Here is an 18,085-nt window from a genome sequence, read left to right as displayed (position 1 = left end):
TTCTCACCCCCCCAACCCCCCCGCCCCCCCCCCCCCCCCCCCCGGCCCCCCCCCCGGCACCCACCCACCCTCCCGAGAGCCCACCCCCACGAACACACCCCTTCACCGCGCAGCGGAAAACGCCAACGGCCCGCCACCCCCCAAAGGGCAACGAGCCGTCAGCCAGGACTTCTACCGCGCGTCAGCGCCTCCGCACACCCACCGCAAGCTCACCCGCAAGCGCCCGCACCGCACCCAACGCAGCCTCCTCGTCATCCCCCGCGGAGAGGATCCGCTTGACGAACGCCGACCCCACGATCACCCCGTCCGCGAACCGGGCGACCTCCGCCGCCTGCACCGCGTCGGAGACCCCGAGCCCGACGCACACCGGCAGATCCGTCGTGGCCCGGGTCCGGGCGACCAGGTCCTCGGCCAGCGAACCGACCGCTGACCGGGTCCCCGTCACCCCCATCACCGCGGCCGCGTACACGAACCCGCTGCCCGCCGCCGTGACCTCGGCCAGCCGCGCGTCCTTGCTGCTCGGCGCGACCACGAACACGGTGTCCAGCCCGTGCTCGTCCGCCGCCTTGCGCCACTCCCCGGACTCCTCGACCGGCAGGTCCGGCAGGATGCACCCCGCCCCACCCGCTGCCGCCAGGTCGGCCGCGAAGCGGGCCACCCCGTACCGGTCGACCGGGTTCCAGTAGGTCATCACCAGCACCGCCGTCCCGGGGTGCGCCGCGGCGACCTCCTGGACGGTCCGCAGCACGTCCTTGATCCGCACCCCGCCCCGCAGCGCGATGTCGTCCGCGGTCTGGATCACGGCCCCGTCGAGGACCGGGTCGGAGTGCGGCAGCCCGATCTCGACGACGTCGCAGCCGCCCTCGATCAGCGCGTTGACCGCCCGGATCCCGCCGTCGACCGACGGGAAGCCCGCCGGCAGGTACCCGATCAGCGCGGCCCGGTTCTCACCCTTGGCAGCCGCCAGACTGGCACTCAGCTTGCTGGCGCTCAGCTTCGAAGCCATGATCACTTACCCCCCTCGGCCGCGCCGCCGGCCGGCGAATCGTAGAGCCCGAAGTACTGGGCCGCGGTGTGCATGTCCTTGTCGCCGCGCCCGGAGAGCGAGACCAGGATGGTCGCCTCCGGCCCGAGCTCACGGCCCAGCTCCAGCGCCCCGGCGAGCGCGTGGGCGCTCTCGATGGCCGGGATGATCCCCTCGGTGCGCGACAGCAGCCGCAGCGCCTGCATCGCGGCATCATCGGTGACCGGCCGGTACTCGGCCCGCCCGCTGTCCTTCAGCCAGGCGTGCTCCGGCCCGACGCCCGGGTAGTCCAGGCCCGCCGAGATCGAGTGCGACTCGATGGTCTGCCCGTCCTCGTCCTGGAGGACGTACGTCCGGGACCCGTGCAGCACCCCCGGGTCGCCCTTGGTCAGCGTGGCCGCGTGCCGGGGGGTCTCAGCCCCCTCGCCGGCCGCCTCGCAGCCGATCAGCCGCACGCCGGCGTCAGGGATGAACTCGTGGAAGATCCCCATCGCGTTGGAGCCGCCGCCGACGCAGGCGACCACCGCGTCGGGCAGCCGCCCGGTCCGGTCGAGCACCTGCTGGCGGGCCTCGACGCCGATGACCCGGTGGAAGTCCCGGACCATCATCGGGAAGGGGTGCGGTCCGGCGACCGTCCCGAACAGGTAGTGGGTGGAGTCGACGTTGGCGACCCAGTCGCGGAAGGCCTCGTTGATGGCGTCCTTGAGCGTCCGGGACCCAGACTTCACCGCGACGACCTCGGCCCCGAGCATCCGCATCCGGGCGACGTTGAGCGCCTGGCGCTCGGTGTCGACCTCGCCCATGTAGATGGTGCAGTCGAAGCCGAACAGGGCGCAGGCGGTGGCGGTGGCCACCCCGTGCTGTCCGGCGCCGGTCTCGGCGATGATCCGGGTCTTGCCCATCCGCCGGGTGAGCAGTGCCTGGCCCAGCACGTTGTTGATCTTGTGCGAGCCGGTGTGGTTGAGGTCCTCGCGCTTGAGCAGGATCCGCGCCCCGCCCGCCTCGGCGGAGAAGCGGTGCACGTCGGTCAGCGGGCTCGGGCGCCCGGTGTAGTCCTTGAGCAGCCCGTCGAGCTCGGCGGTGAAGGCCGGGTCGGTCTTGGCCTTCTCGTACTCCTCGGCGACCTGCTCGACCGCGGCGACCAGCGCCTCGGGGATGAAGCGGCCGCCGTACGCGCCGAAGTAGCCGCGCGCGTCCGGCACCTGGGCACCGGGCAGGTAGTCCTTCTCGGACATGGTGGTTTCCCTTGGACGGAGATGGATGACGAACGACGTCTGATCGGCTGGTGTCAGCCGTGCGTCACGCGCCATCGCCGTCCCGGCACCTGTCCGGGCTCGCAGCCGATCACGTACCGCACCCGACGCCCCAGCACCCGGCGTGCGGGCGCGCGGCAGCCGCGCGGGCGGCAGCCGGGGGCGAGTCGGGTGGCGATCTTCATCTGGCGGCGTCAGTCCTTGTGCCGGACGGCGGGGTGGGCGCCGGCCGCGACCAGGTCGGCGACCGCGGCCCGCGGGTCCTTGCCGGTCACCAGCGACTCCCCGACCAGCACCGCGTCGGCGCCCAGGTTGGCGTAGTTGATCACGTCGAGCGGGCCGCGCACACCGGATTCGGCGATCTTGACGATGCCGTCCGGGATGGCGTGCACGACGTTCTCGAAGGTGTTGCGGTCGACCTCGAGGGTCTTCAGGTTGCGGGCGTTGACACCGATGATCCGCGCTCCGGCGTCCACCGCGCGCTTGATCTCGTCCTCGTCGTGCACCTCGACCAGCGGGGTCAGGCCGATCGACTCGGCGCGCTCGATCAGCGACACCAGGGCCGGCTGGTCGAGGGCCGCGACGATCAGCAGCGCGAGGTCGGCGCCGTGGGCGCGGGCCTCCCACAGCTGGTAGGCGGTGACGATGAAGTCCTTGCGCAGCAGCGGGGTGTCCACCTCGGCGCGAACGGCGTCCAGGTCAGCGAGCGACCCGCCGAAGCGGCGCTGCTCGGTCAGCACGCTGATCGCGGCGGCACCGCCGGCCGCGTAGTCGCGGGCCAGGGCCGCCGGGTCGGCGATCGAGGCCAGGGCGCCCTTGGACGGGCTGGAGCGCTTCACCTCGCAGATCACCCGGATCCCGTCGCCCTTGAGGGCGGCGACACCGTCCTTGGCCTCCGGGGCCTTGGCCGCGAGCGCCTTGAGTTCGTCGAGCGAGACCCGGGCCTGCCGCTCGGCGAGGTCCTCACGGACCCCTTCGATGATCGAGTCGAGCACACTCACTCAGGAGCCCCCATCATTTCTGCTGGTTCGCCAGCGCGAGCCGGACGGGCGGGGGCCCGTCGGCCCTTCGATGGTATCGGCACCCGGGTGCGCGCAGCGCATCCGCCCGGCTCGCGTCTCGCGGAACGGGACGCTCCGTACGGCGGCTCCCAACTGCGGCTTCACCGGCTCTCCACCGGGCGGGCCGCCCGGGCTCCGCGCCGGACAGGGCCGCTCAGACCACCGGCGGCGCCAGCCCGGCCCCCACCGGCAGGTTGCGCACCACCGCGAACACCAGCACCAGCAGGGCGATCAGCGCCCAGCGGCGGCCCCCCACCGACACCCGGACCGGCGGGCCGCCGGTCAGCGCGGCCCAGCCCCAGCGCAGCCAGAGCAGGGCCAGGACACCGAGCAGCAGGACGGCCACCGCGTTGTCGTGCAGCGCGCCGGTGAAGTCCCCGTGGGCCAGCGCGTGGACGCAGCGCAGGCCCCCGCAGCCGGGGCACCACCAGCCGGTGGCGGTCAGGAAGGGGCAGTCGGGGTAGTGCCCGGGGGCGTTCGGGTCCACCACCGCGACGTACCCGGCCGGGACGGCCACCGCCGCCAGCGCGGCCAGCGGCGGGCTCATCCGGCGCAGCACGGGCGGTGGGGCGGAGGCGGCGGGGGCGGCGTTCACGCCCCCGATTGTGCCGCGCCGGGCCCGGACAGAACGAAACGGCGGGCGTGGCGCGCCCGCCGTTCGGTTGTGCGAATACCCGCTGGTCAGGCGGCGACGGCGGCGGCGCGGGCCTCGATGACCGCCTTGCGCGCCGCGGCCTGCTCCTCGACCGACTTGTAGACGTTGGTGCTGGGCTGCTTGCCCATGCCGGCCATCGACATGGCCTTGCCGACGATGCCGCCCACCAGGACGACCGCCAGACCGGCCCAGACCAGCAGCGGGGACGGCAGGATCATCGCGACACCCGCGATGCCGAAGCCGACGAAGGAGATGACGACGCCGGTCCAGGCGGCGGGGTTGTGGCCGTGTGCTGCTGCTGCCATCGATGGTGCTCCTAGGCTCTCGGGGCCCGGCCGGGCCTGCGGGGCCGCCGGCGGGTTGACGGGTTCCATTGTGCCGGGCCACATACGGACGGCCCAAAGCGGGTGGCGGGTCTATCGCGTCACACCCGCCGTCCGGACCGGCGGACCGTCAGAGCGCGGTCGGGTCCTCGCCCCGGTCCAGGGCCTTCCACAGGTCAGCGGGGGTGTCGGTCTTCGCCGGGGCCTTGCGGGTCGGCGCCTCGTAACGGCTGCCCATGGCCGGCCAGCCACGGCCGTAGCGCAGGGTGATCAGCCCGGCCACGGCGAGCAGCAGCCCGCCGGCCAGGGCGATCCAGGGCCAGGCGGTGTGCGAGACCTCGGTGGCGGTCGAGCCGGCCAGCGCCAGCTTGCCGGAGGCGGCGGAGTCCAGGGCGGCGGTGTCCGAGGCCCCGGCCACCGAGGCGGCGGCCGCGCCCAGCCCGGCCAGCAGAGTCAGCGCGCCGACCGCGAGCCGGCCGACGCCGCGCACCGCGAACACCGCGACGGCCGCGGCCAGGCCCACCAGGGCCAGCCCGCCGGGCAGTTCGGAGATCCTGCCGCCGGTGACGGACACGTCCAGGGTGCCGGCCCGCCCCTCGGCCCAGACCCGCCCGGCCGCGGTCAGCACCAGCACCGCGCTCAGCACGGTCAGCAGCAGCATCACGCCGAGGGTGCGGCGGCCCGCCGTGGGCGTCGCGGGAGCGTCGGGGGCGGGGGTCTGGTCTGCAGCGGTCACCCGTCCACTATCCCCCGGGCCACGCCCTACGCCGTACCCGGGGTGGGGAACTCGTCCGTCCGCAGCACCACCGTGCGACCGCCCAGCGGCAGGAACAGGTCGTTGCCGAAGGGCACCCGCTCGGCCTCCCGGTACACCCCGCCGGGGGACGGCGCGGTGTGCACGGTGCAGACCGCGGCCGCCGGGTCGACCACCACGTACAGCGGCACGGCGCTCTCCGCGCAGGCCCGCGCCCAGGCGTGGTCCCGGCCCGGGTGCGACACCTCCAGCACCGCCTCGACGTCGGCGGCGGCGTACCGGCCCCGGGCGTGGTGGACGGCGTCCGGGGCGAGCACCGCCAGGTCCGGGGCGAGCGGCCCGTGGGCGGCCGGGAAGTCGACCAGGACACCGGACAACACCCGCCCCCGGACCCCGAGTTCACCCTCGACCTGGACGGCCGCGCCGAACACGACCCCCCAGCGCAGCTCGTCGTACGGCACCTCGGGCATCCCGGCCGCCTCCTCACGCCTCAGGACAGTTCCGGCCTCCGCAGCGTATTGGCGGTGGCGACGGCCCGCAGCACGGCGGCCGCCTTGTTGCGGCACTCGGTGTCCTCGCCGTGCGGGTCCGAGTCGGCGACCACGCCCGCGCCCGCCTGCACGAACGCGGTGCCGTCGCGCAGCACCGCGGTGCGGATCGCGATCGCGGTGTCCGAGGCCCCGGCGAAGTCCAGGTAGCCGACGCAACCGCCGTACAGCCCGCGCCGGGTGGGCTCCAGCTCCTCGATGATCCGCATCGCCCTGGGCTTGGGCGCGCCGGAGAGCGTCCCGGCCGGGAAGCAGGCGGTCAGCACGTCGAAGGCGCTCCGCCCCGGGGCGACCCTGCCGGTCACCGTCGAGACGATGTGCATCACATGGCTGTAGCGCTCGATCTGCATGAAGTCGACCACCTCGACGCTGCCCGGCTCGCAGACCCGCCCGAGGTCGTTGCGGCCCAGGTCGACCAGCATCAGGTGCTCGGCCCGCTCCTTGGGGTCGGCGAGCAGCTCGGCGGCCAGCGCCGCGTCCTCGTGCGGGGTGGCGCCCCGGTGCCGGGTGCCCGCGATCGGGTGCACCATCGCCTCGCCGTCGGTGACCTTGACCAGCGCCTCCGGGCTGGAACCGACCACGTCGAAGCCGCCCTCGGCGCCGCCGTCCGGGCCCGGGAAGCGGAACAGGTACATGTACGGGCTCGGGTTGGTGGTGCGCAGCACGCGGTAGACGTCCAGCGCGGAGGCCGGGCAGGGCGCCTCGAAACGCTGCGAGGGCACCACCTGGAAGGCCTCGCCGGCCCGGATCCGCTCCTTGATCTCCTCCACCGCCGCCCGGTACGGCTCCCCGCCGAACGGCGAGCGCACCTCGCCGGGGCCCGCCGGGGTGAACGTCGCCAGGCCCGGGTCGACGGGCTTCAGCAGACCGGCCTCCATCGCGTCCAGGCGCGCCACCGCGTCCGCGTACGCCTCGTCCACGCCACTGGCCAGGTCGTTGTGGTTGACGGCGTTGGCGATCAGCAGCACCGTGCCGTCCGCGTGGTCGAGCACCGCCAGGTCGGTGGCCAGCAGCATGGTCAGCTCGGGCAGCTTGAGGTCGTCCGGGTTGAGGTCGGGCAGCTTCTCCAGCCGGCGGACGATGTCGTAACCCAGGTAGCCGACCAGGCCGCCGGTCAGCGGCGGCAGGCCGTCGTCGGCGTGCCGCGGGGTGTGCAGCGCCTCCAGGGCGGCCCGCAGCACCTCCAGCGGGTCGCCGCCGGTCGGGATGCCCACCGGCGGGGTGCCCAGCCAGCGGGCCTCGCCGTCCGGGCCGGCGGTCAGCGCGGCCGCGCTGCGCACGCCCACGAAGGAGTAGCGCGACCAGCTGCCCTGCTCGGCGGACTCCAGCAGGAAGGTGCCCGGCCGCTCCTCGGCGAGGCTGCGGTACAGGCCGATCGGGGTGAGGCCGTCCGCGAGGAGCCTGCGGGTGACGGGGATGACCCGGGTGTCGACGGCGAGCTTGCGGAAGGCTTCGAGGTCCATGCGGGGCGGCACCTTCTGGGGTTGTGGACTGGGGGTCAGGAGGTCTGGAACAGCACGTCGGCGTCGAAACAGGTCCGGTCGCCGGTGTGGCAGGCCGCGCCGGTCTGGTCGACCTTCACCAGCAGGGTGTCGCCGTCGCAGTCCAGCGCGACCGACTTGACCGCCTGCGCGTGGCCCGAGGTGTCGCCCTTCACCCAGTACTCGTTGCGGCTGCGGCTCCAGTAGGTGCAGCGGCCGGTGGTGAGCGTGCGGTGCAGCGCCTCGTCGTCCATCCAGCCCAGCATCAGCACCTCACCGGTGTCGTACTGCTGCGCGATGGCCGGGAGCAGGCCGTCCTCGGTGCGCTTGAGGCGGGCGGCGATCGCCGCGTCGAGGGACGTGGTGCCGGGGGCGGCGGGTGTGGTGGACATGGGGCCATTGTGTCAGCCCCTCCGGGCGGCGAACCGTTCGCGGGCCGTTCGCAGGCGTCCCGTTCGGGCCCACTTCCGCCAACCACCTGCCGCGCGCGGCCCCCGTGGGCCATCCTCGGGCCATGACCTCCGAGCAGCAGCCGCCCGAAGCCGCCGCCACCCGTCCGCCCCGGAGCCTGGTGATCACCGTCGCCGCCGTGCTGGCCGTACTGCTCGCGGTGGTGGCCACCGTGCTGCTCTGGCCGGAGGACGACCGCAAGCCCGCCGCGGCCCCGCCCACCCCCACCGCCACCCCGACACCGACCCCGACCCCGACTCCCACGCCCACCCCGACCAAGCCCCAACCCCCGTACGCCTTCTTCCCGGTGGGCACCTGCTTCGACCACCCCCAGCTCAGCCCCGTCATCACCAAGGCCGAACAACGCCCCTGCACCGGCGACCACGACGGCGAGGCCATCGCCGACCTCAAACTCCCCGACAACCTCACCGGCGAGATCCCCATCGCCCTCGCCATGCGCGACGGCTGCAAGGACGCCGAAACCACCGCCAAGTCCCACCAGCCCGACGGCAAGACCTACTACCCCCGCCAGTTCGGCCCCGCCCTGGCCAACTACCAGCAAGGCTGGCGCGACTACACCTGCACCCTCACCGCCGGCAACAAGCCGGGCGGCCCCAAGCTCACCGCCCAGCTCCACCCCTGAGCCGACACCGGCCCGGCCACGATTGGCCGGGGCCGCCGAACCAAGAACAGCCAGCACTACAGCCAGCACTCCAACTCAATGGTCTTCCTCATCGGCCCGTCGCTTCTTCGGCAACGCCGAAGAAGCGACGAAACTACCTGCCGCCCTTTCTCTGCATGAGAATCGGCCATATCGACGCCCTATACAGAGAAAGAGACGGCCGCAAGGTTATTGGCGAGGGAATGCATCACGACGTGGGGCAGAAGAACCCTCGATCACCCCTACCATGAGTCAAGGGAGATGCTCGGACCGTTGTTGAGATATCCGAGCAGAGCTTCCCTGGTCGTGGAAACGAACTCCTCCGGTACGACGTCGACGCCGGTCCACGCAACATCCGAATGCTTCGCTGGTTCCCGGTTCACGAGTTCGCCGGACCACCGGTGGGCCGCGAAGACAACGGTCAGGAAGCCGTTGGGTGCCTCGACACCCCGAGCCCCATGGATGACGTGAACCAAGTTCAGGTCCCCGGGAGCTACGACGAGTCCGGTCTCCTCCTTGAGTTCGCGGACCGCCGTTTCGGTAATCGGTTCGCCAGGTTCGCTCTTGCCGACGGGCAGGTCCCACATGCCTTGCGCGAACTTGGCCTTGGGCCCTCGTCGGAGGAGAATGACGCGCCGGGCCTCGAGGTCGTGGACGATGACAGCGGCGACCAGCAGGGTCATCGACTCCGCAGCGGGCATGAGAGCGGCGGTCTGTTCGACGGTCGGTTGAGTCACGTCGGTCCGGTCCTTCCTGCGGTGTGGCTGCTATGTCAGTGCTCGCGTGCGCGGCGGTCCAGGTCAACGGCTCCCGGAACACCGCGTCTACGGTAGATCGCCAAGTGGGGGCGGATTGATGAGATCGCCTTTCTCGTCCGGTCCGAGGTCATGCCGTCCATGAGCTCGAGCGCGCGCCCCCAGGTCGCCACCGCTTCGTCCGCTCTGGCCTGCGCCGCCATGCTGTCCCCCAGGTCCGCGTAGGTGAGGGCGTGAACCCGCTTGTACCTCTCCGCGTCCCAACGGATCAGCGCGGCACGGTGCTGGTGTTCGGTTCCCGTGTGGTCTCCGAGGTCAGTGAGTGTGCGCGCCGTATGACTGGCGACGGTGCCGGCTGCCGGGCCGCTGACGAGTGAGAAGCCGGCCTGCGGGTCACCGTCCCGAACGAGGGCGTTCTCTGCGACGAGCAGTGCCCTGGCCGCGGCGGACTTGTCGAGGGTAGCCGCGAAGGCGCGGGCGTGGGTGATGTGAAGGAGCGCCTCGGTTCTTCCGTCCACCCGGCCGACGCTCCGGGCGAGTGCGTTCTCGATCAGCGCCACACAGTGGCGGGGCTGCTTGAGGCTGAGCGCCTGATGGGCCAGGGCCCGCATCATCCATCCGGCGTGGCCGTGTGGATCCGCCTCCACAGCGAGCTGATAGCCGACCTGATAGTAGCGCTGGGCCGCGCCCTCCTGGCCGAGATCGTGGTGCTTCCACCCGGCGAGGTAGGCGAGTTCAGCCACAGCTCCGAAGGCTCGCCGCCGCGTTCTTTCGTCGGGGAAGCGGCCGTTGAGCATCGGAGCAGCCGTATCGGCGAGGTATGCGGTCACCGTGGTCAGCCCGTGTCCACCACCGAGCCGTTCATCTGCCGCACTGAATACGGCAGTGATCTGCCTGACGACCTCGATCTCCTCGCAACCCACCCGCGCCATGCCGGTCCGAGCCCGCATCAGACGGGAGATCGGCTCGGGGTCGTAACGCAGCGGCATGGCCACAACTGCGGTAGTGAATGCGGCAACCGCGAGGAACGTGCGTCGTTCGACATCCGCGCGACCGAGGTTGGCAGCCGCCTCGACCGGATCACTGCTGGCCGCCAAGGACTCCTCCGGGGTGGCGAAACCGAGATCGGCGAGCGTGATCCGACGCCCCGAGCGGCGGGACAGCGCCTCCGCGACGTACTGGCCCACCTGCCCCGCGGGCTGCGCACCGCTGATCCAGTGAGCCACGGCGGACTTGTTGGTGAGCAGCGTCTCGCCGTTCTCCGCGCCGACGCGCCGCACGGCCTTGGCCAACGCTTCGTAGGTCCATCCGACAGTCGAAACCGCCTCTCTGAGGCGCTGGTTGGGCTCCCGGCGAATAGCCACGATCGATCCCCTGGGGTCGAGGTGTAAACCGCGTAAACCACTCTACGTATCAACAAGCCTACCGACAGTGCCGCCGGTCCCGGTTCACTGAACGTGAGCCGCCTGGAGCGTCACGCCCGGCTTCTCAGGGTCGGCCCGCCAAGCGGCCTTTCACCGCTTCACCGATCAACTCCTCAGCCTGGGAGGACTGATGAACACCGACGACTGCACTGCGCTCTCAAGGTGGAAGACATGGGACGTACAGCCGGAAACAGCCGCAGTGCGTTCCACCCGGCAGTCGATGGGTCGCACACTTCAAGCCTGGCCGGTACCGCTCTCCGAGGCATCGCTGCGGGACGTGGAGCTGTGCGCCGACGAGTTGCTGGCCAACGCCGTTGAACACACCGGGGAGCCCTGCCGGGTCACGGTCCGGTGGACCGGCGTGCGCCTGCGGGTCGAGATCGCGGACCGGAGTGCGCAGCCGCCGGCAAGGAACACGGTCGGCGACCTGGCCACCGGCGGCCGCGGCCTCGTCCTGGTGGAGGCGTTGGCCCACTCCTGGGGCTGGCACCCGGAGGGCGCGGGCAAGGTGGTGTGGTTCGAGGTCACGCCCGACCAATCCGTGACGGGGGACGCCCGGCTCGCCGCACTGGTCTTCGCGGCTCAGGTTCATGCCACCCCCTTCCCTGCGCCCCAGTACGAAGTCCGCCTGATCGACTGCCGGAGCCCCCACTTCCGCCTGCTGGAGTGCTGGGGGATCTACGACCATGAGCAGCACAAGTACATGCGCGTTCCTGGCTCCTCGGACCGGATCAGGCGCTTCTACACCAGGTCGGTCGCTGAGGCGCACCTTCGAGTCCTGTGCGCAGCCGACCTTCCTGCCCGCGCGGTTGCCGACGCAGAACCACCGATTGAAGGAGGAGTACGTTGCATGACCTGATCGCGAGTCCGTTCCTCGACTGCTTCGTTCTGCTGCGGCCGGGCCGGTTGGAGGGCATCAACCTGCCCGAGCGGCGGTTCCGGGAGCTGGAGCAAGCCCGCACTTCCAGGCGTGATCTTCCGTCCTGGCTCTCCGACGCCGCCCGCGCACGGTGGGGCGTCGAGCTGGCCCCTCGACGTGTCGACGAAACCGTTCTGATCCGCGACGCCCCCGTGTACGGGCACAGCCGGGCGAGCTGGGAGATCAATCTCGGCTGCGATCTGGACTGCGAACACTGCTACCTCGGGGAGAAGCGGTTCGCCGGCCTCAATGCCCTTGGCAAGCAGCGGCTGCTCCTGACCCTTCGGGACGCCGGAGTGCTGTGGCTCCAGATCACCGGGGGCGAGGCGCTGATCGACCCCCACTTCGCCGCCTCGTGCCGACTCGCGCACGACCTGGGGATGATGACCGAGGTCCTGACGAACGGCACCCGGCTGTCGAACCCCGCCACGCTGGAGGCACTCACCGTCGGCCGGCCGTACAGGGTCACCGTCTCCCTCTACGGGGCGACCGCCGAGACGTACGACTCGTTCACCCGCCGCCGGGGCGCCTTCAAACGGGTCGCGCGCGGCCTGATCGCCGGGATCGAGGCCGGCCTTCCCCTGCAACTGGCGTTGATCGTCACCGCGCAGAACGCGCACGAGCACCCCGGGATGCGCGCGATGGCCGGCCGACTCGGGCTCCCCTACAAGGAGTACACCCACATGTCGCCGACGATCTACGGCGGCGCCGAATCGCTGGCGTCCCAGTCGCCCACGCACCTGAAACCGCTTGAACGGTTCGCGGGGTGCAACGCCGGACACACCTTCCTGCACGTCGACCCGCACGGGCAGGCCTCGATCTGCAAGGTCGGCCGAGACGAGCAGATCGACCTCATGACTGAAGGCGTACCAGGCCTCGGCCGGCTCGGCGTGATCGCCGATCGCCTCATGCTTCGCACCGGTGGCTGCTCCGGCTGCCAGCTCTCCGAGAACTGCTCGGTGTGCCGACCGCTGGCCAAGCGCTACCAGGAGGCGAAGGCACCACTGAACACCTACTGCCAGCACGTACGGAAAGGAAGCGCAGGATGACCGCTGTCATGATCGAGATGACCGCCACCCGCACGAAGGACGACGAGGACGAGATCTCGTTCATCGACGACATGGAGGCCTTCGGCGCCGACGCCCTCCCCGGGTGCAGCGACGACAACCCGTACCGGTAGCGCACGACCTCGAAGGCCGACGGCCCAGTTGCCGTCGGCCTTCGAACCGACTCTGGGAGCCTGTAGGCCGTGACCACCATCCGCATCCATTGGGCGGACCTCCCCGACTCCGTGCACCGGGCCGTCGCCGCCCGCCTCGGCACACCAGTGGTCGCTACGGAGACCGTCTCGACCGGGTTCAACTCCGAGATCGCCGTCAAACTCACCACCTCCAAGGGCGCTGCCTTCGTCAAAGGGATGCGGTCGAGCCACCCGCGCGCGTGGACGCAGCGGCGTGAGGCCGAGATCAGCCCCCATCTGGCAGGTCTCGCTCCCGCACTGCTCTGGCACCTTGAGGTCGACGGCTGGAGCCTCGTCGCGTTCGAATACGTCGAGGCCCGCCACGCCGACTACAAGGCGCTCGGGGACTTGGAGCTGATGGTCGACGCCCTCAGCCGGCTCGCCCGTACCCCGTGTCCCGCGATCGCACTTCGTCACGCCGAGCAGCGATGGGCCGCCTACGTGGACGATCCGGAGATCCTGGCCCGGTTCGCCGGCGATTCGCTGCTGCACACCGACCTGAACGACGCGAACGTCCTGGTCCAGGGCGACCGCGCGCTACTGGTCGACTGGGCGTGGGCGACCCGCGGCGCCCCATGGATCGACGCCGCCCTATGGGTGATCTGGCTGATCGCCGCAGGCAACTACAGCCCGGCCACAGGGGAAGCCTGGGCGGCCAGGGTCCCCACCTGGGAGACCGGCGACCCGCTCATGGTGAACGCCTTCGCGCAGGCTCAGGCCCGGATGTGGGCCGACATCGCCGGAGACGATCCCGACCCCTGGACCGCCGAGCTGCACCGGGCGGCTCGACTATGGGCCGACTTCCGGTCCTGAAGAGCCAACCGGTCAGCCACCGAGCCTGCGCCCCACGGCGTCGGGCCGTGGGGCGCAGGCTCAACCCGCCTACGGGGTGAGCCGGTTGGGCCCGCGGAAGAGGAAGGTCGCCTCGCGGATCGAGGTCAGGCCGAGCAGGACCATCAGCACCCGGCCGAGGCCCATGCCGAGGCCGCCGTGCGGGGGGCAGCCGTAGCGGAAGGTGTTGAGGTAGTCCCGCATCGGTTCCGGGCTCATGCCCTTCTCGGCGGCCTGCTCCAGGAGTACGTCGTGGCGGTGTTCGCGCTGGGCGCCGGTGGTGACTTCCAGGCCGTTCCACAGCAGGTCGAAGCTCAGGGTCACGCTCGGGTCGTCGGCGGGCCGCATGTGGTAGAAGGGCCGGATGCCGACCGGGTAGTGGGTGATGAAGGCGAACTCGTGCCCGGTGGCCTCCTTGAGGTGGGCCGAGATGGCCCGTTCGCCCTCCGGGTCCAGGTCGACCTTGACCCCCTCCGGGTCCCAGCCGCCCTTGCGCAGGATGCGGTGCGCCTCGGCCATGGTGATGCGGGGGAAGGGCGTCGTGGGCACGGTGACCTCCACGCCGAAGTGCTCGGCGATCGCCTCGCCGTGGGTGTCGGCGACCTTGGCGATGGCGTGGGCGAGCATCTGCTCCTCGAAGGCCATCACGTCCTCGACGCCGTCGATCCAGGCCAACTCGACGTCGACGCCGGTGAATTCGGTGGCGTGCCGGGAGGTGAAGGAGGGTTCGGCACGGAAGACAGGACCGATCTCGAAGACCTTGTCGATGCCGGCCGCGATCGCCATCTGCTTGTAGAACTGGGGCGACTGCGCCAGGTACGCGCTGCGGCCGAAGTAGCCGAGCTCGAAGACCTCCGCGCCGGACTCCGAGGCGGTGCCCATGAGTTTGGGGGTGTGCATCTCGGTGGCGCCCTGCGCGTAGGCGTACTCGCGCATGCCCTGTTCCAGGGTGGTCTGCACGGCGAACACCAGCTGGGTGGCGGGGCGGCGGCGCACGTCCAGGAAGCGCCAGTCGAGCCGCTGTTCCAGGCCGGTGTGGTCGTCGATCGGCAGCGGCGTGGCGGCCGGGTTGAGGATCTCGACCGTCTCGGGGACGAGCTCCAGGCCGCCGAGCTTGACCTGTGCGGCGTCGACGACGCGGCCGGTGATCCGCACGGCGGACTCGGGGGTGAGGGCTTCGAGTCGGGCCTCCAGCGGCCCGCCGTCCCGCTTGTGGGTCACCTGCACCAGGCCGGTGGCGTCCCGCACGAGGACGAACTGCATCGTGCGCTGGAGGCGGAGGGTGTTCACCCATCCGCAGACGGAGACGGTACGGCCGAGGTGTTCTCGCAGTTCGGAGACACGGACGCGGCTGTGGATCATTGAGGTCCTCCGGAGGACATCGTCATGATCCCTTGGGAGTGCGGGCGAGAAGGGTGACTCGCGGTACCACCGCACTTTCGCCGCCACACAGGTGGCGGCCTCGTTCGGGCCCGGTGACGGGGGCCGGCCGGCGGGGCATTGGACCCGGGTGGGGTCGTTCCTCCCCGCGCTCGGGAGGGTCTTCGCCTCGGGGCGCGAGGCCGCCTTCACAGCTTCCGGCGGCTCTCTCTGCTCGCGTGATCCCTGGCTACTCGTCTCCGTCGACGCGTTGCCCAGCAGGATACGGAGTGTGTGGCGGCCACGGCAATCGAATAACCCCACACATGGGTGGGAGGACCTGCCGTGAGCTCGACCGTGCGAGTGACCGTGGCCGCCGGTCCCGAGGGACTCGCCGTGACGGCGAAGACGTGACCTGTGCCCGGAACCGCGCGCCCCGCCGGTGCGGCGGGGCACGCGGCACGGAGTCGATCAGTCCGACCGGGCCGGGGCCGCGCCGGCCCTGGGCAGCATGGGACCGAAAGCGGTCCGGACGTCGGCCATCGTGCGCCCGGCCTCCCGGAGTGCCCGCGGGAGGTGGTGCGCCACGGCTTCGACCAGTCCCCGGATGTGGTCACGGCCGACGTGCCGGGTGAGGGTGAAGCGCAGGCCCGACTTCTTCAGCGGCACGAGCGGGAAGGACGACTGGTTCACGTAGAACCCGTCGTCGAGCACGCGCCGCACCATGCCGTAACTCACCTCGGGCTCTCCGAGTCCGATGAAGTAGACCGGCGTCCTGGGGTCGGAGACGACGGGCAGGCCCGCCGCGGCGAGGAGCTCGTTGCAGTACTCCCGGCGCTCCGCCAGCTCCGCCTGGAGGGCCCCGATCCGGGCGGAGAGGTGGATCCGGGCCGAGGCGATCGCGGCCCCGAGCATCGGGGGCGGCAGCGGGTGGGAGTACATCAGTGGTCCACCGTTGACCTCCACCCGGTGGAACGCCTCCTCGGTGGGGAACACGGCGACGCCGCCGATGGTCCCGAAGCCCTTGGCGAGCGTCGTGACGAGCACCACGCGGCCACCCAGGTGCCGGCCGAGCTTCTCGAAGACGTAGCCCGCACCGTGCCGCCCGTACCAGCTCATGCCGTGCGCATCGTCGACGTAGAGGTGGAGCGCGGGGTACGCCGCCATCAGCCGGGCGAGGTCCTCGACCGGAGCGACGTCGCCGAACATCGAGTACACGCCGTCGATCAGGTACCAGACCCGCTCGCCGGTGCCCTCCGCACGCCGCAGCCTGCGCTCCAGCGCGCCGAGGTCGTTGTGCCGCACCATGGCGAGCTCGACCCCCTGCTGCCGCCCGAGCTGAGCCGCTGTCTGGACGCTGAAGTGGACCTGTTGGTCCAGCACGGCGAGGTCGCCGGCCCCGAGCAGCGCCGGCAGCACGGAGATGTGGCACAGCGAAGTCGACGAGTACACCAGCACGGGGTGACCGTCGTACATCTCCCGTAGCAGTCCTTCGAGTTCGAGGTTCAGGCCGGAGGCCACATACCCCCGTGAGACCGAGAACTGAACGCCGAAGCGCTCGGTCGCGTCCACGGCGCCACGCCGGATCTGCTCCTCCTGCTCGAGCGAGAGGTAACCGCAGGTACCGAAGTTGAGCAGGTCCCGGCCTCCGATCCGCAGATACGTGCCCGGCGGCGCGTCGAGCCCGGTCGCCAGATGGCTGGTGCCCTGCCTCATCGCTTCGGCGATCAGCCGCTCGGCGGTGTCGGCGGAACTCTGGTACGGCACGGTGGCCATAGTGCAATCCCCTCAGACCATGGGGTGGTCGGACCATGGGATAAACGCCGCAGGTCCGAGGAGGTTACGGGAGTAGGGGGCAGCGGCACCCTAGGCTTGCGGCATGTCGAACCATGCACTCGCCGAACGCCACCGCCTCGCCCAACTGCTCACCGACGCCGGGCCGGACGCGCCCACGCTGTGCGCCGGGTGGAGCACCCGGGACCTGGCCGCCCACCTGGTGATCCGGGAGCGCCGTGCCGATGCCGCGGCCGGGATCCGGGTCGGCGCCCTGGCCGGTCACACCCAGCGGGTGCAGGACGGGTACGCGGAGCGGCCGTACGAGGAGTTGGTGCGGCTGTTCCGGGCCGGGCCGCCGGTGTTCTCGCTGTTCGCGCTGCCCGGTGCGGACGAGGCCGCGAACACCGTGGAGTACTTCGTGCACGCGGAGGACGTCGCCCGGGCGGGCGAACAGTGGAGCGCGCGACCGGTGCCGCCCGGCCGGTCCGAGGCGCTGTGGCGACGGCTGCCGATGATCGCCCGCTTCGAGGCGGGCCGCCGCTCCCCCGTGCGCCTGGCCCTGACCCGCCCGGACGGGCAGTCGCTGACGGTCGGCCCGGCCGGCGCCCCGACCGTCCAGGTCACCGGCGAGCCGGGCGAGCTGGTCCTGTTCGTCTACGGCCGCGGCGCCCGCACCGACCTCACCGTCGACGGCGACCCGAACGCCGTCGAGGCCCTCCGGCACGTCCTGCCGCTCCCGTAGGCGACGTCGCCCCTCGACGCGCCGAGGCAAACGGAAGCGGACCGAGGCGCGCGAGGACCGGCCGGCCGGACGAGGCGCGCGCAGGTCCAGCACGAACCACAGCGCCAGGGCGGCGCCCCTACCGCCGGTCGACCGGGCCCTACCGCCGGTCGACCGGCCCGGTGCCGCGCTCCGGGTGGCGGACCAGCCACTCCCCCTCGCTGCCCGGCTCGGCCTCGGTGGCGCCCGCGAAGCCGTAGTGGATCGGCCCGCCGTCGCCGTCGCCCAGCCAGCGGGCGTCCGCGAGCTGCAGCGAGAGGGCGGACGGGCCGGCCGGGGCGGGCTGCTCCAGCACCAGCTCGTACGTGGTCTCGCCGGGCCGGAAGGTCACCGCGGTCTCGGTGCTGGGCCGGCGGTGGAAGGCTCCGTCCGCGTCCGACCAGTACGCGGCGACGGTGACGACGAGCGTGCCGTCCAGGCTGCCGGTGTCCGGCTGGACGTACTCCTCCTCGGGGACCCAGCGCGCGTGGTGGCGGAGCTCCTCGCCGGCCCGGCGTTCGTCCCAGCGCACCCAGTAGCCCGCGACCCGCTTGACCGTCATGCCCTCGCGGACGACCCGGACCGCCGTCCGGGCCGGGCCGACCGGGGCGAAGGCCGCGAGGGAGACCACCGTCACCTGCTCGTAGGTGACCTCGCCGTCATCGGCGTTCTGCTCCGTCATCGCTGAACCACCTTGCCGGATAGTCGAGTTCGTCCGCGGCTGCGGCCGCTTGGGACGAGCGTAGGACAGCGGCGGAGCACTCCGGACGATTGCGCGGTTCCGGCCCCGCGGGCCCGGGCGTCCGGCTAC

21 protein-coding genes are annotated in these 18,085 nt (G+C 71.7%); 6 read left to right on the top strand and 15 right to left on the bottom strand.

Features of this window, described 5'->3' with window-relative positions:
* Nucleotides 1–181: 181 nt before the first annotated feature.
* The 10 genes from trpA to hisI form a co-directional block, all read right to left on the bottom strand.
* The gene (gene trpA / locus ACZ3YL_RS21915) at nt 182–1,006 is read right to left on the bottom strand and encodes a tryptophan synthase subunit alpha (protein WP_188307474.1); all 825 of its coding nucleotides are present in this window, start codon (nt 1,004–1,006) and stop codon (nt 182–184) included.
* Nucleotides 1,007–1,008: 2 nt separating this feature from the next.
* Nucleotides 1,009–2,259: a tryptophan synthase subunit beta gene (trpB, locus tag ACZ3YL_RS21910; RefSeq protein ID WP_188307475.1), complete on the bottom strand. Its 1,251-nt coding sequence runs from the start codon at nt 2,257–2,259 to the stop codon at nt 1,009–1,011.
* A gap of 53 nt (nt 2,260–2,312) precedes the next feature.
* The gene (trpM, locus tag ACZ3YL_RS21905; protein WP_167395798.1) at nt 2,313–2,462 is read right to left on the bottom strand and encodes a tryptophan biosynthesis modulator TrpM; all 150 of its coding nucleotides are present in this window, start codon (nt 2,460–2,462) and stop codon (nt 2,313–2,315) included.
* Nucleotides 2,463–2,471: 9 nt separating this feature from the next.
* Nucleotides 2,472–3,278: an indole-3-glycerol phosphate synthase TrpC gene (trpC, locus tag ACZ3YL_RS21900; protein WP_188307476.1), complete on the bottom strand. Its 807-nt coding sequence runs from the start codon at nt 3,276–3,278 to the stop codon at nt 2,472–2,474.
* Nucleotides 3,279–3,492: 214 nt separating this feature from the next.
* On the bottom strand, nt 3,493–3,933 hold the full coding sequence (locus tag ACZ3YL_RS21895; RefSeq protein WP_317621286.1) for a DUF2752 domain-containing protein: 441 nt from the start codon (nt 3,931–3,933) through the stop codon (nt 3,493–3,495).
* A gap of 86 nt (nt 3,934–4,019) precedes the next feature.
* Nucleotides 4,020–4,298 (bottom strand): HGxxPAAW family protein, encoded by a 279-nt coding sequence (locus ACZ3YL_RS21890; RefSeq protein ID WP_188307477.1) that lies wholly within the window; start codon nt 4,296–4,298, stop codon nt 4,020–4,022.
* Nucleotides 4,299–4,446: 148 nt separating this feature from the next.
* Nucleotides 4,447–5,052 (bottom strand): TIGR02234 family membrane protein, encoded by a 606-nt coding sequence (locus ACZ3YL_RS21885; RefSeq protein WP_465659194.1) that lies wholly within the window; start codon nt 5,050–5,052, stop codon nt 4,447–4,449.
* Between the two features lie 26 nt (nt 5,053–5,078).
* Complete coding sequence (locus ACZ3YL_RS21880) at nt 5,079–5,540, bottom strand: Uma2 family endonuclease (protein WP_188302404.1); 462 nt, start codon at nt 5,538–5,540, stop codon at nt 5,079–5,081.
* 20 nt (nt 5,541–5,560) lie between these two features.
* The gene (locus tag ACZ3YL_RS21875) at nt 5,561–7,081 is read right to left on the bottom strand and encodes an anthranilate synthase component I (RefSeq protein ID WP_188302403.1); all 1,521 of its coding nucleotides are present in this window, start codon (nt 7,079–7,081) and stop codon (nt 5,561–5,563) included.
* Nucleotides 7,082–7,116: 35 nt separating this feature from the next.
* Nucleotides 7,117–7,491, bottom strand: a complete 375-nt coding sequence (gene hisI / locus ACZ3YL_RS21870) for a phosphoribosyl-AMP cyclohydrolase (protein WP_188302402.1) — start codon at nt 7,489–7,491, stop codon at nt 7,117–7,119.
* 122 nt (nt 7,492–7,613) lie between these two features.
* Here hisI and ACZ3YL_RS21865 point away from each other — a divergent pair, with 122 nt between their 5' ends.
* Nucleotides 7,614–8,192, top strand: a complete 579-nt coding sequence (locus ACZ3YL_RS21865) for a hypothetical protein (protein ID WP_188302401.1) — start codon at nt 7,614–7,616, stop codon at nt 8,190–8,192.
* A 260-nt stretch (nt 8,193–8,452) separates the two neighbouring features.
* Here the strand turns inward: ACZ3YL_RS21865 and ACZ3YL_RS21860 are convergent, their stop codons facing one another.
* Nucleotides 8,453–8,911: an NUDIX domain-containing protein gene (locus ACZ3YL_RS21860; RefSeq protein ID WP_465659202.1), complete on the bottom strand. Its 459-nt coding sequence runs from the start codon at nt 8,909–8,911 to the stop codon at nt 8,453–8,455.
* A 71-nt stretch (nt 8,912–8,982) separates the two neighbouring features.
* Nucleotides 8,983–10,329 (bottom strand): tetratricopeptide repeat protein, encoded by a 1,347-nt coding sequence (locus tag ACZ3YL_RS21855; protein WP_465659191.1) that lies wholly within the window; start codon nt 10,327–10,329, stop codon nt 8,983–8,985.
* A 190-nt stretch (nt 10,330–10,519) separates the two neighbouring features.
* Between ACZ3YL_RS21855 and ACZ3YL_RS21850 the strand changes: the two genes are divergently transcribed.
* From ACZ3YL_RS21850 to ACZ3YL_RS21835, 4 genes are all read left to right on the top strand, one after another.
* Entirely contained in the window at nt 10,520–11,248 is a 729-nt protein-coding gene (locus ACZ3YL_RS21850; RefSeq protein ID WP_465659189.1) for an ATP-binding protein, read from the top strand.
* 47 nt (nt 11,249–11,295) lie between these two features.
* Complete coding sequence (locus tag ACZ3YL_RS21845; protein WP_465659187.1) at nt 11,296–12,357, top strand: radical SAM protein; 1,062 nt, start codon at nt 11,296–11,298, stop codon at nt 12,355–12,357.
* Entirely contained in the window at nt 12,354–12,488 is a 135-nt protein-coding gene (locus ACZ3YL_RS21840) for a hypothetical protein (RefSeq protein ID WP_465659185.1), read from the top strand. The genes ACZ3YL_RS21845 and ACZ3YL_RS21840 overlap by 4 nt, the downstream gene beginning before the upstream one ends.
* 69 nt (nt 12,489–12,557) lie before the next feature.
* Nucleotides 12,558–13,361, top strand: a complete 804-nt coding sequence (locus tag ACZ3YL_RS21835; RefSeq protein ID WP_465659183.1) for a protein kinase family protein — start codon at nt 12,558–12,560, stop codon at nt 13,359–13,361.
* 69 nt (nt 13,362–13,430) lie between these two features.
* On the opposite strand, the gene aspS is transcribed toward ACZ3YL_RS21835, so the two are convergent.
* Together aspS and ACZ3YL_RS21825 are read right to left on the bottom strand one after the other, a co-directional pair.
* Nucleotides 13,431–14,741: an aspartate--tRNA(Asn) ligase gene (gene aspS, locus ACZ3YL_RS21830; protein WP_188302400.1), complete on the bottom strand. Its 1,311-nt coding sequence runs from the start codon at nt 14,739–14,741 to the stop codon at nt 13,431–13,433.
* A gap of 468 nt (nt 14,742–15,209) precedes the next feature.
* A complete protein-coding gene (locus ACZ3YL_RS21825; RefSeq protein ID WP_465659180.1) occupies nt 15,210–16,514 on the bottom strand; it encodes an aminotransferase class I/II-fold pyridoxal phosphate-dependent enzyme in 1,305 nt (434 codons plus the stop codon).
* A 103-nt stretch (nt 16,515–16,617) separates the two neighbouring features.
* Between ACZ3YL_RS21825 and ACZ3YL_RS21820 the strand changes: the two genes are divergently transcribed.
* The gene (locus ACZ3YL_RS21820; RefSeq protein WP_188302398.1) at nt 16,618–17,256 is read left to right on the top strand and encodes a TIGR03085 family metal-binding protein; all 639 of its coding nucleotides are present in this window, start codon (nt 16,618–16,620) and stop codon (nt 17,254–17,256) included.
* 139 nt (nt 17,257–17,395) lie between these two features.
* On the opposite strand, the gene ACZ3YL_RS21815 is transcribed toward ACZ3YL_RS21820, so the two are convergent.
* Nucleotides 17,396–17,956, bottom strand: coding sequence for a hypothetical protein (locus ACZ3YL_RS21815; RefSeq protein WP_465659178.1), 561 nt, complete (start codon nt 17,954–17,956; stop codon nt 17,396–17,398).
* Nucleotides 17,957–18,085: the final 129 nt, after the last annotated feature.

The organism is Kitasatospora sp. NPDC023176 (genome assembly GCF_055560495.1).
Note: the sequence above shows the minus strand (reverse complement) of the source record. Positions and strands in the feature narration are given on the sequence as shown.

Bases quoted from the DNA above. Each gene is read 5' to 3' on its own strand.
- ACZ3YL_RS21860 (WP_465659202.1), bottom strand. From the start codon at position 8,911: ATGCCCGCTGCGGAGTCGATGACCCTGCTGGTCGCCGCTGTCATCGTC.
- ACZ3YL_RS21875 (WP_188302403.1), bottom strand. From the start codon at position 7,081: ATGGACCTCGAAGCCTTCCGCAAGCTCGCCGTCGACACCCGGGTCATC.
- ACZ3YL_RS21815 (WP_465659178.1), bottom strand. From the start codon at position 17,956: ATGACGGAGCAGAACGCCGATGACGGCGAGGTCACCTACGAGCAGGTG.
- aspS (WP_188302400.1), bottom strand. From the start codon at position 14,741: ATGATCCACAGCCGCGTCCGTGTCTCCGAACTGCGAGAACACCTCGGC.
- ACZ3YL_RS21880 (WP_188302404.1), bottom strand. From the start codon at position 5,540: ATGCCCGAGGTGCCGTACGACGAGCTGCGCTGGGGGGTCGTGTTCGGC.
- trpB (WP_188307475.1), bottom strand. From the start codon at position 2,259: ATGTCCGAGAAGGACTACCTGCCCGGTGCCCAGGTGCCGGACGCGCGC.
- trpM (WP_167395798.1), bottom strand. From the start codon at position 2,462: ATGAAGATCGCCACCCGACTCGCCCCCGGCTGCCGCCCGCGCGGCTGC.
- hisI (WP_188302402.1), bottom strand. From the start codon at position 7,491: ATGTCCACCACACCCGCCGCCCCCGGCACCACGTCCCTCGACGCGGCG.
- trpA (WP_188307474.1), bottom strand. From the start codon at position 1,006: ATGGCTTCGAAGCTGAGCGCCAGCAAGCTGAGTGCCAGTCTGGCGGCT.
- ACZ3YL_RS21820 (WP_188302398.1), top strand. From the start codon at position 16,618: ATGTCGAACCATGCACTCGCCGAACGCCACCGCCTCGCCCAACTGCTC.
- ACZ3YL_RS21850 (WP_465659189.1), top strand. From the start codon at position 10,520: ATGAACACCGACGACTGCACTGCGCTCTCAAGGTGGAAGACATGGGAC.
- ACZ3YL_RS21825 (WP_465659180.1), bottom strand. From the start codon at position 16,514: ATGGCCACCGTGCCGTACCAGAGTTCCGCCGACACCGCCGAGCGGCTG.
- ACZ3YL_RS21890 (WP_188307477.1), bottom strand. From the start codon at position 4,298: ATGGCAGCAGCAGCACACGGCCACAACCCCGCCGCCTGGACCGGCGTC.
- ACZ3YL_RS21840 (WP_465659185.1), top strand. From the start codon at position 12,354: ATGACCGCTGTCATGATCGAGATGACCGCCACCCGCACGAAGGACGAC.
- ACZ3YL_RS21865 (WP_188302401.1), top strand. From the start codon at position 7,614: ATGACCTCCGAGCAGCAGCCGCCCGAAGCCGCCGCCACCCGTCCGCCC.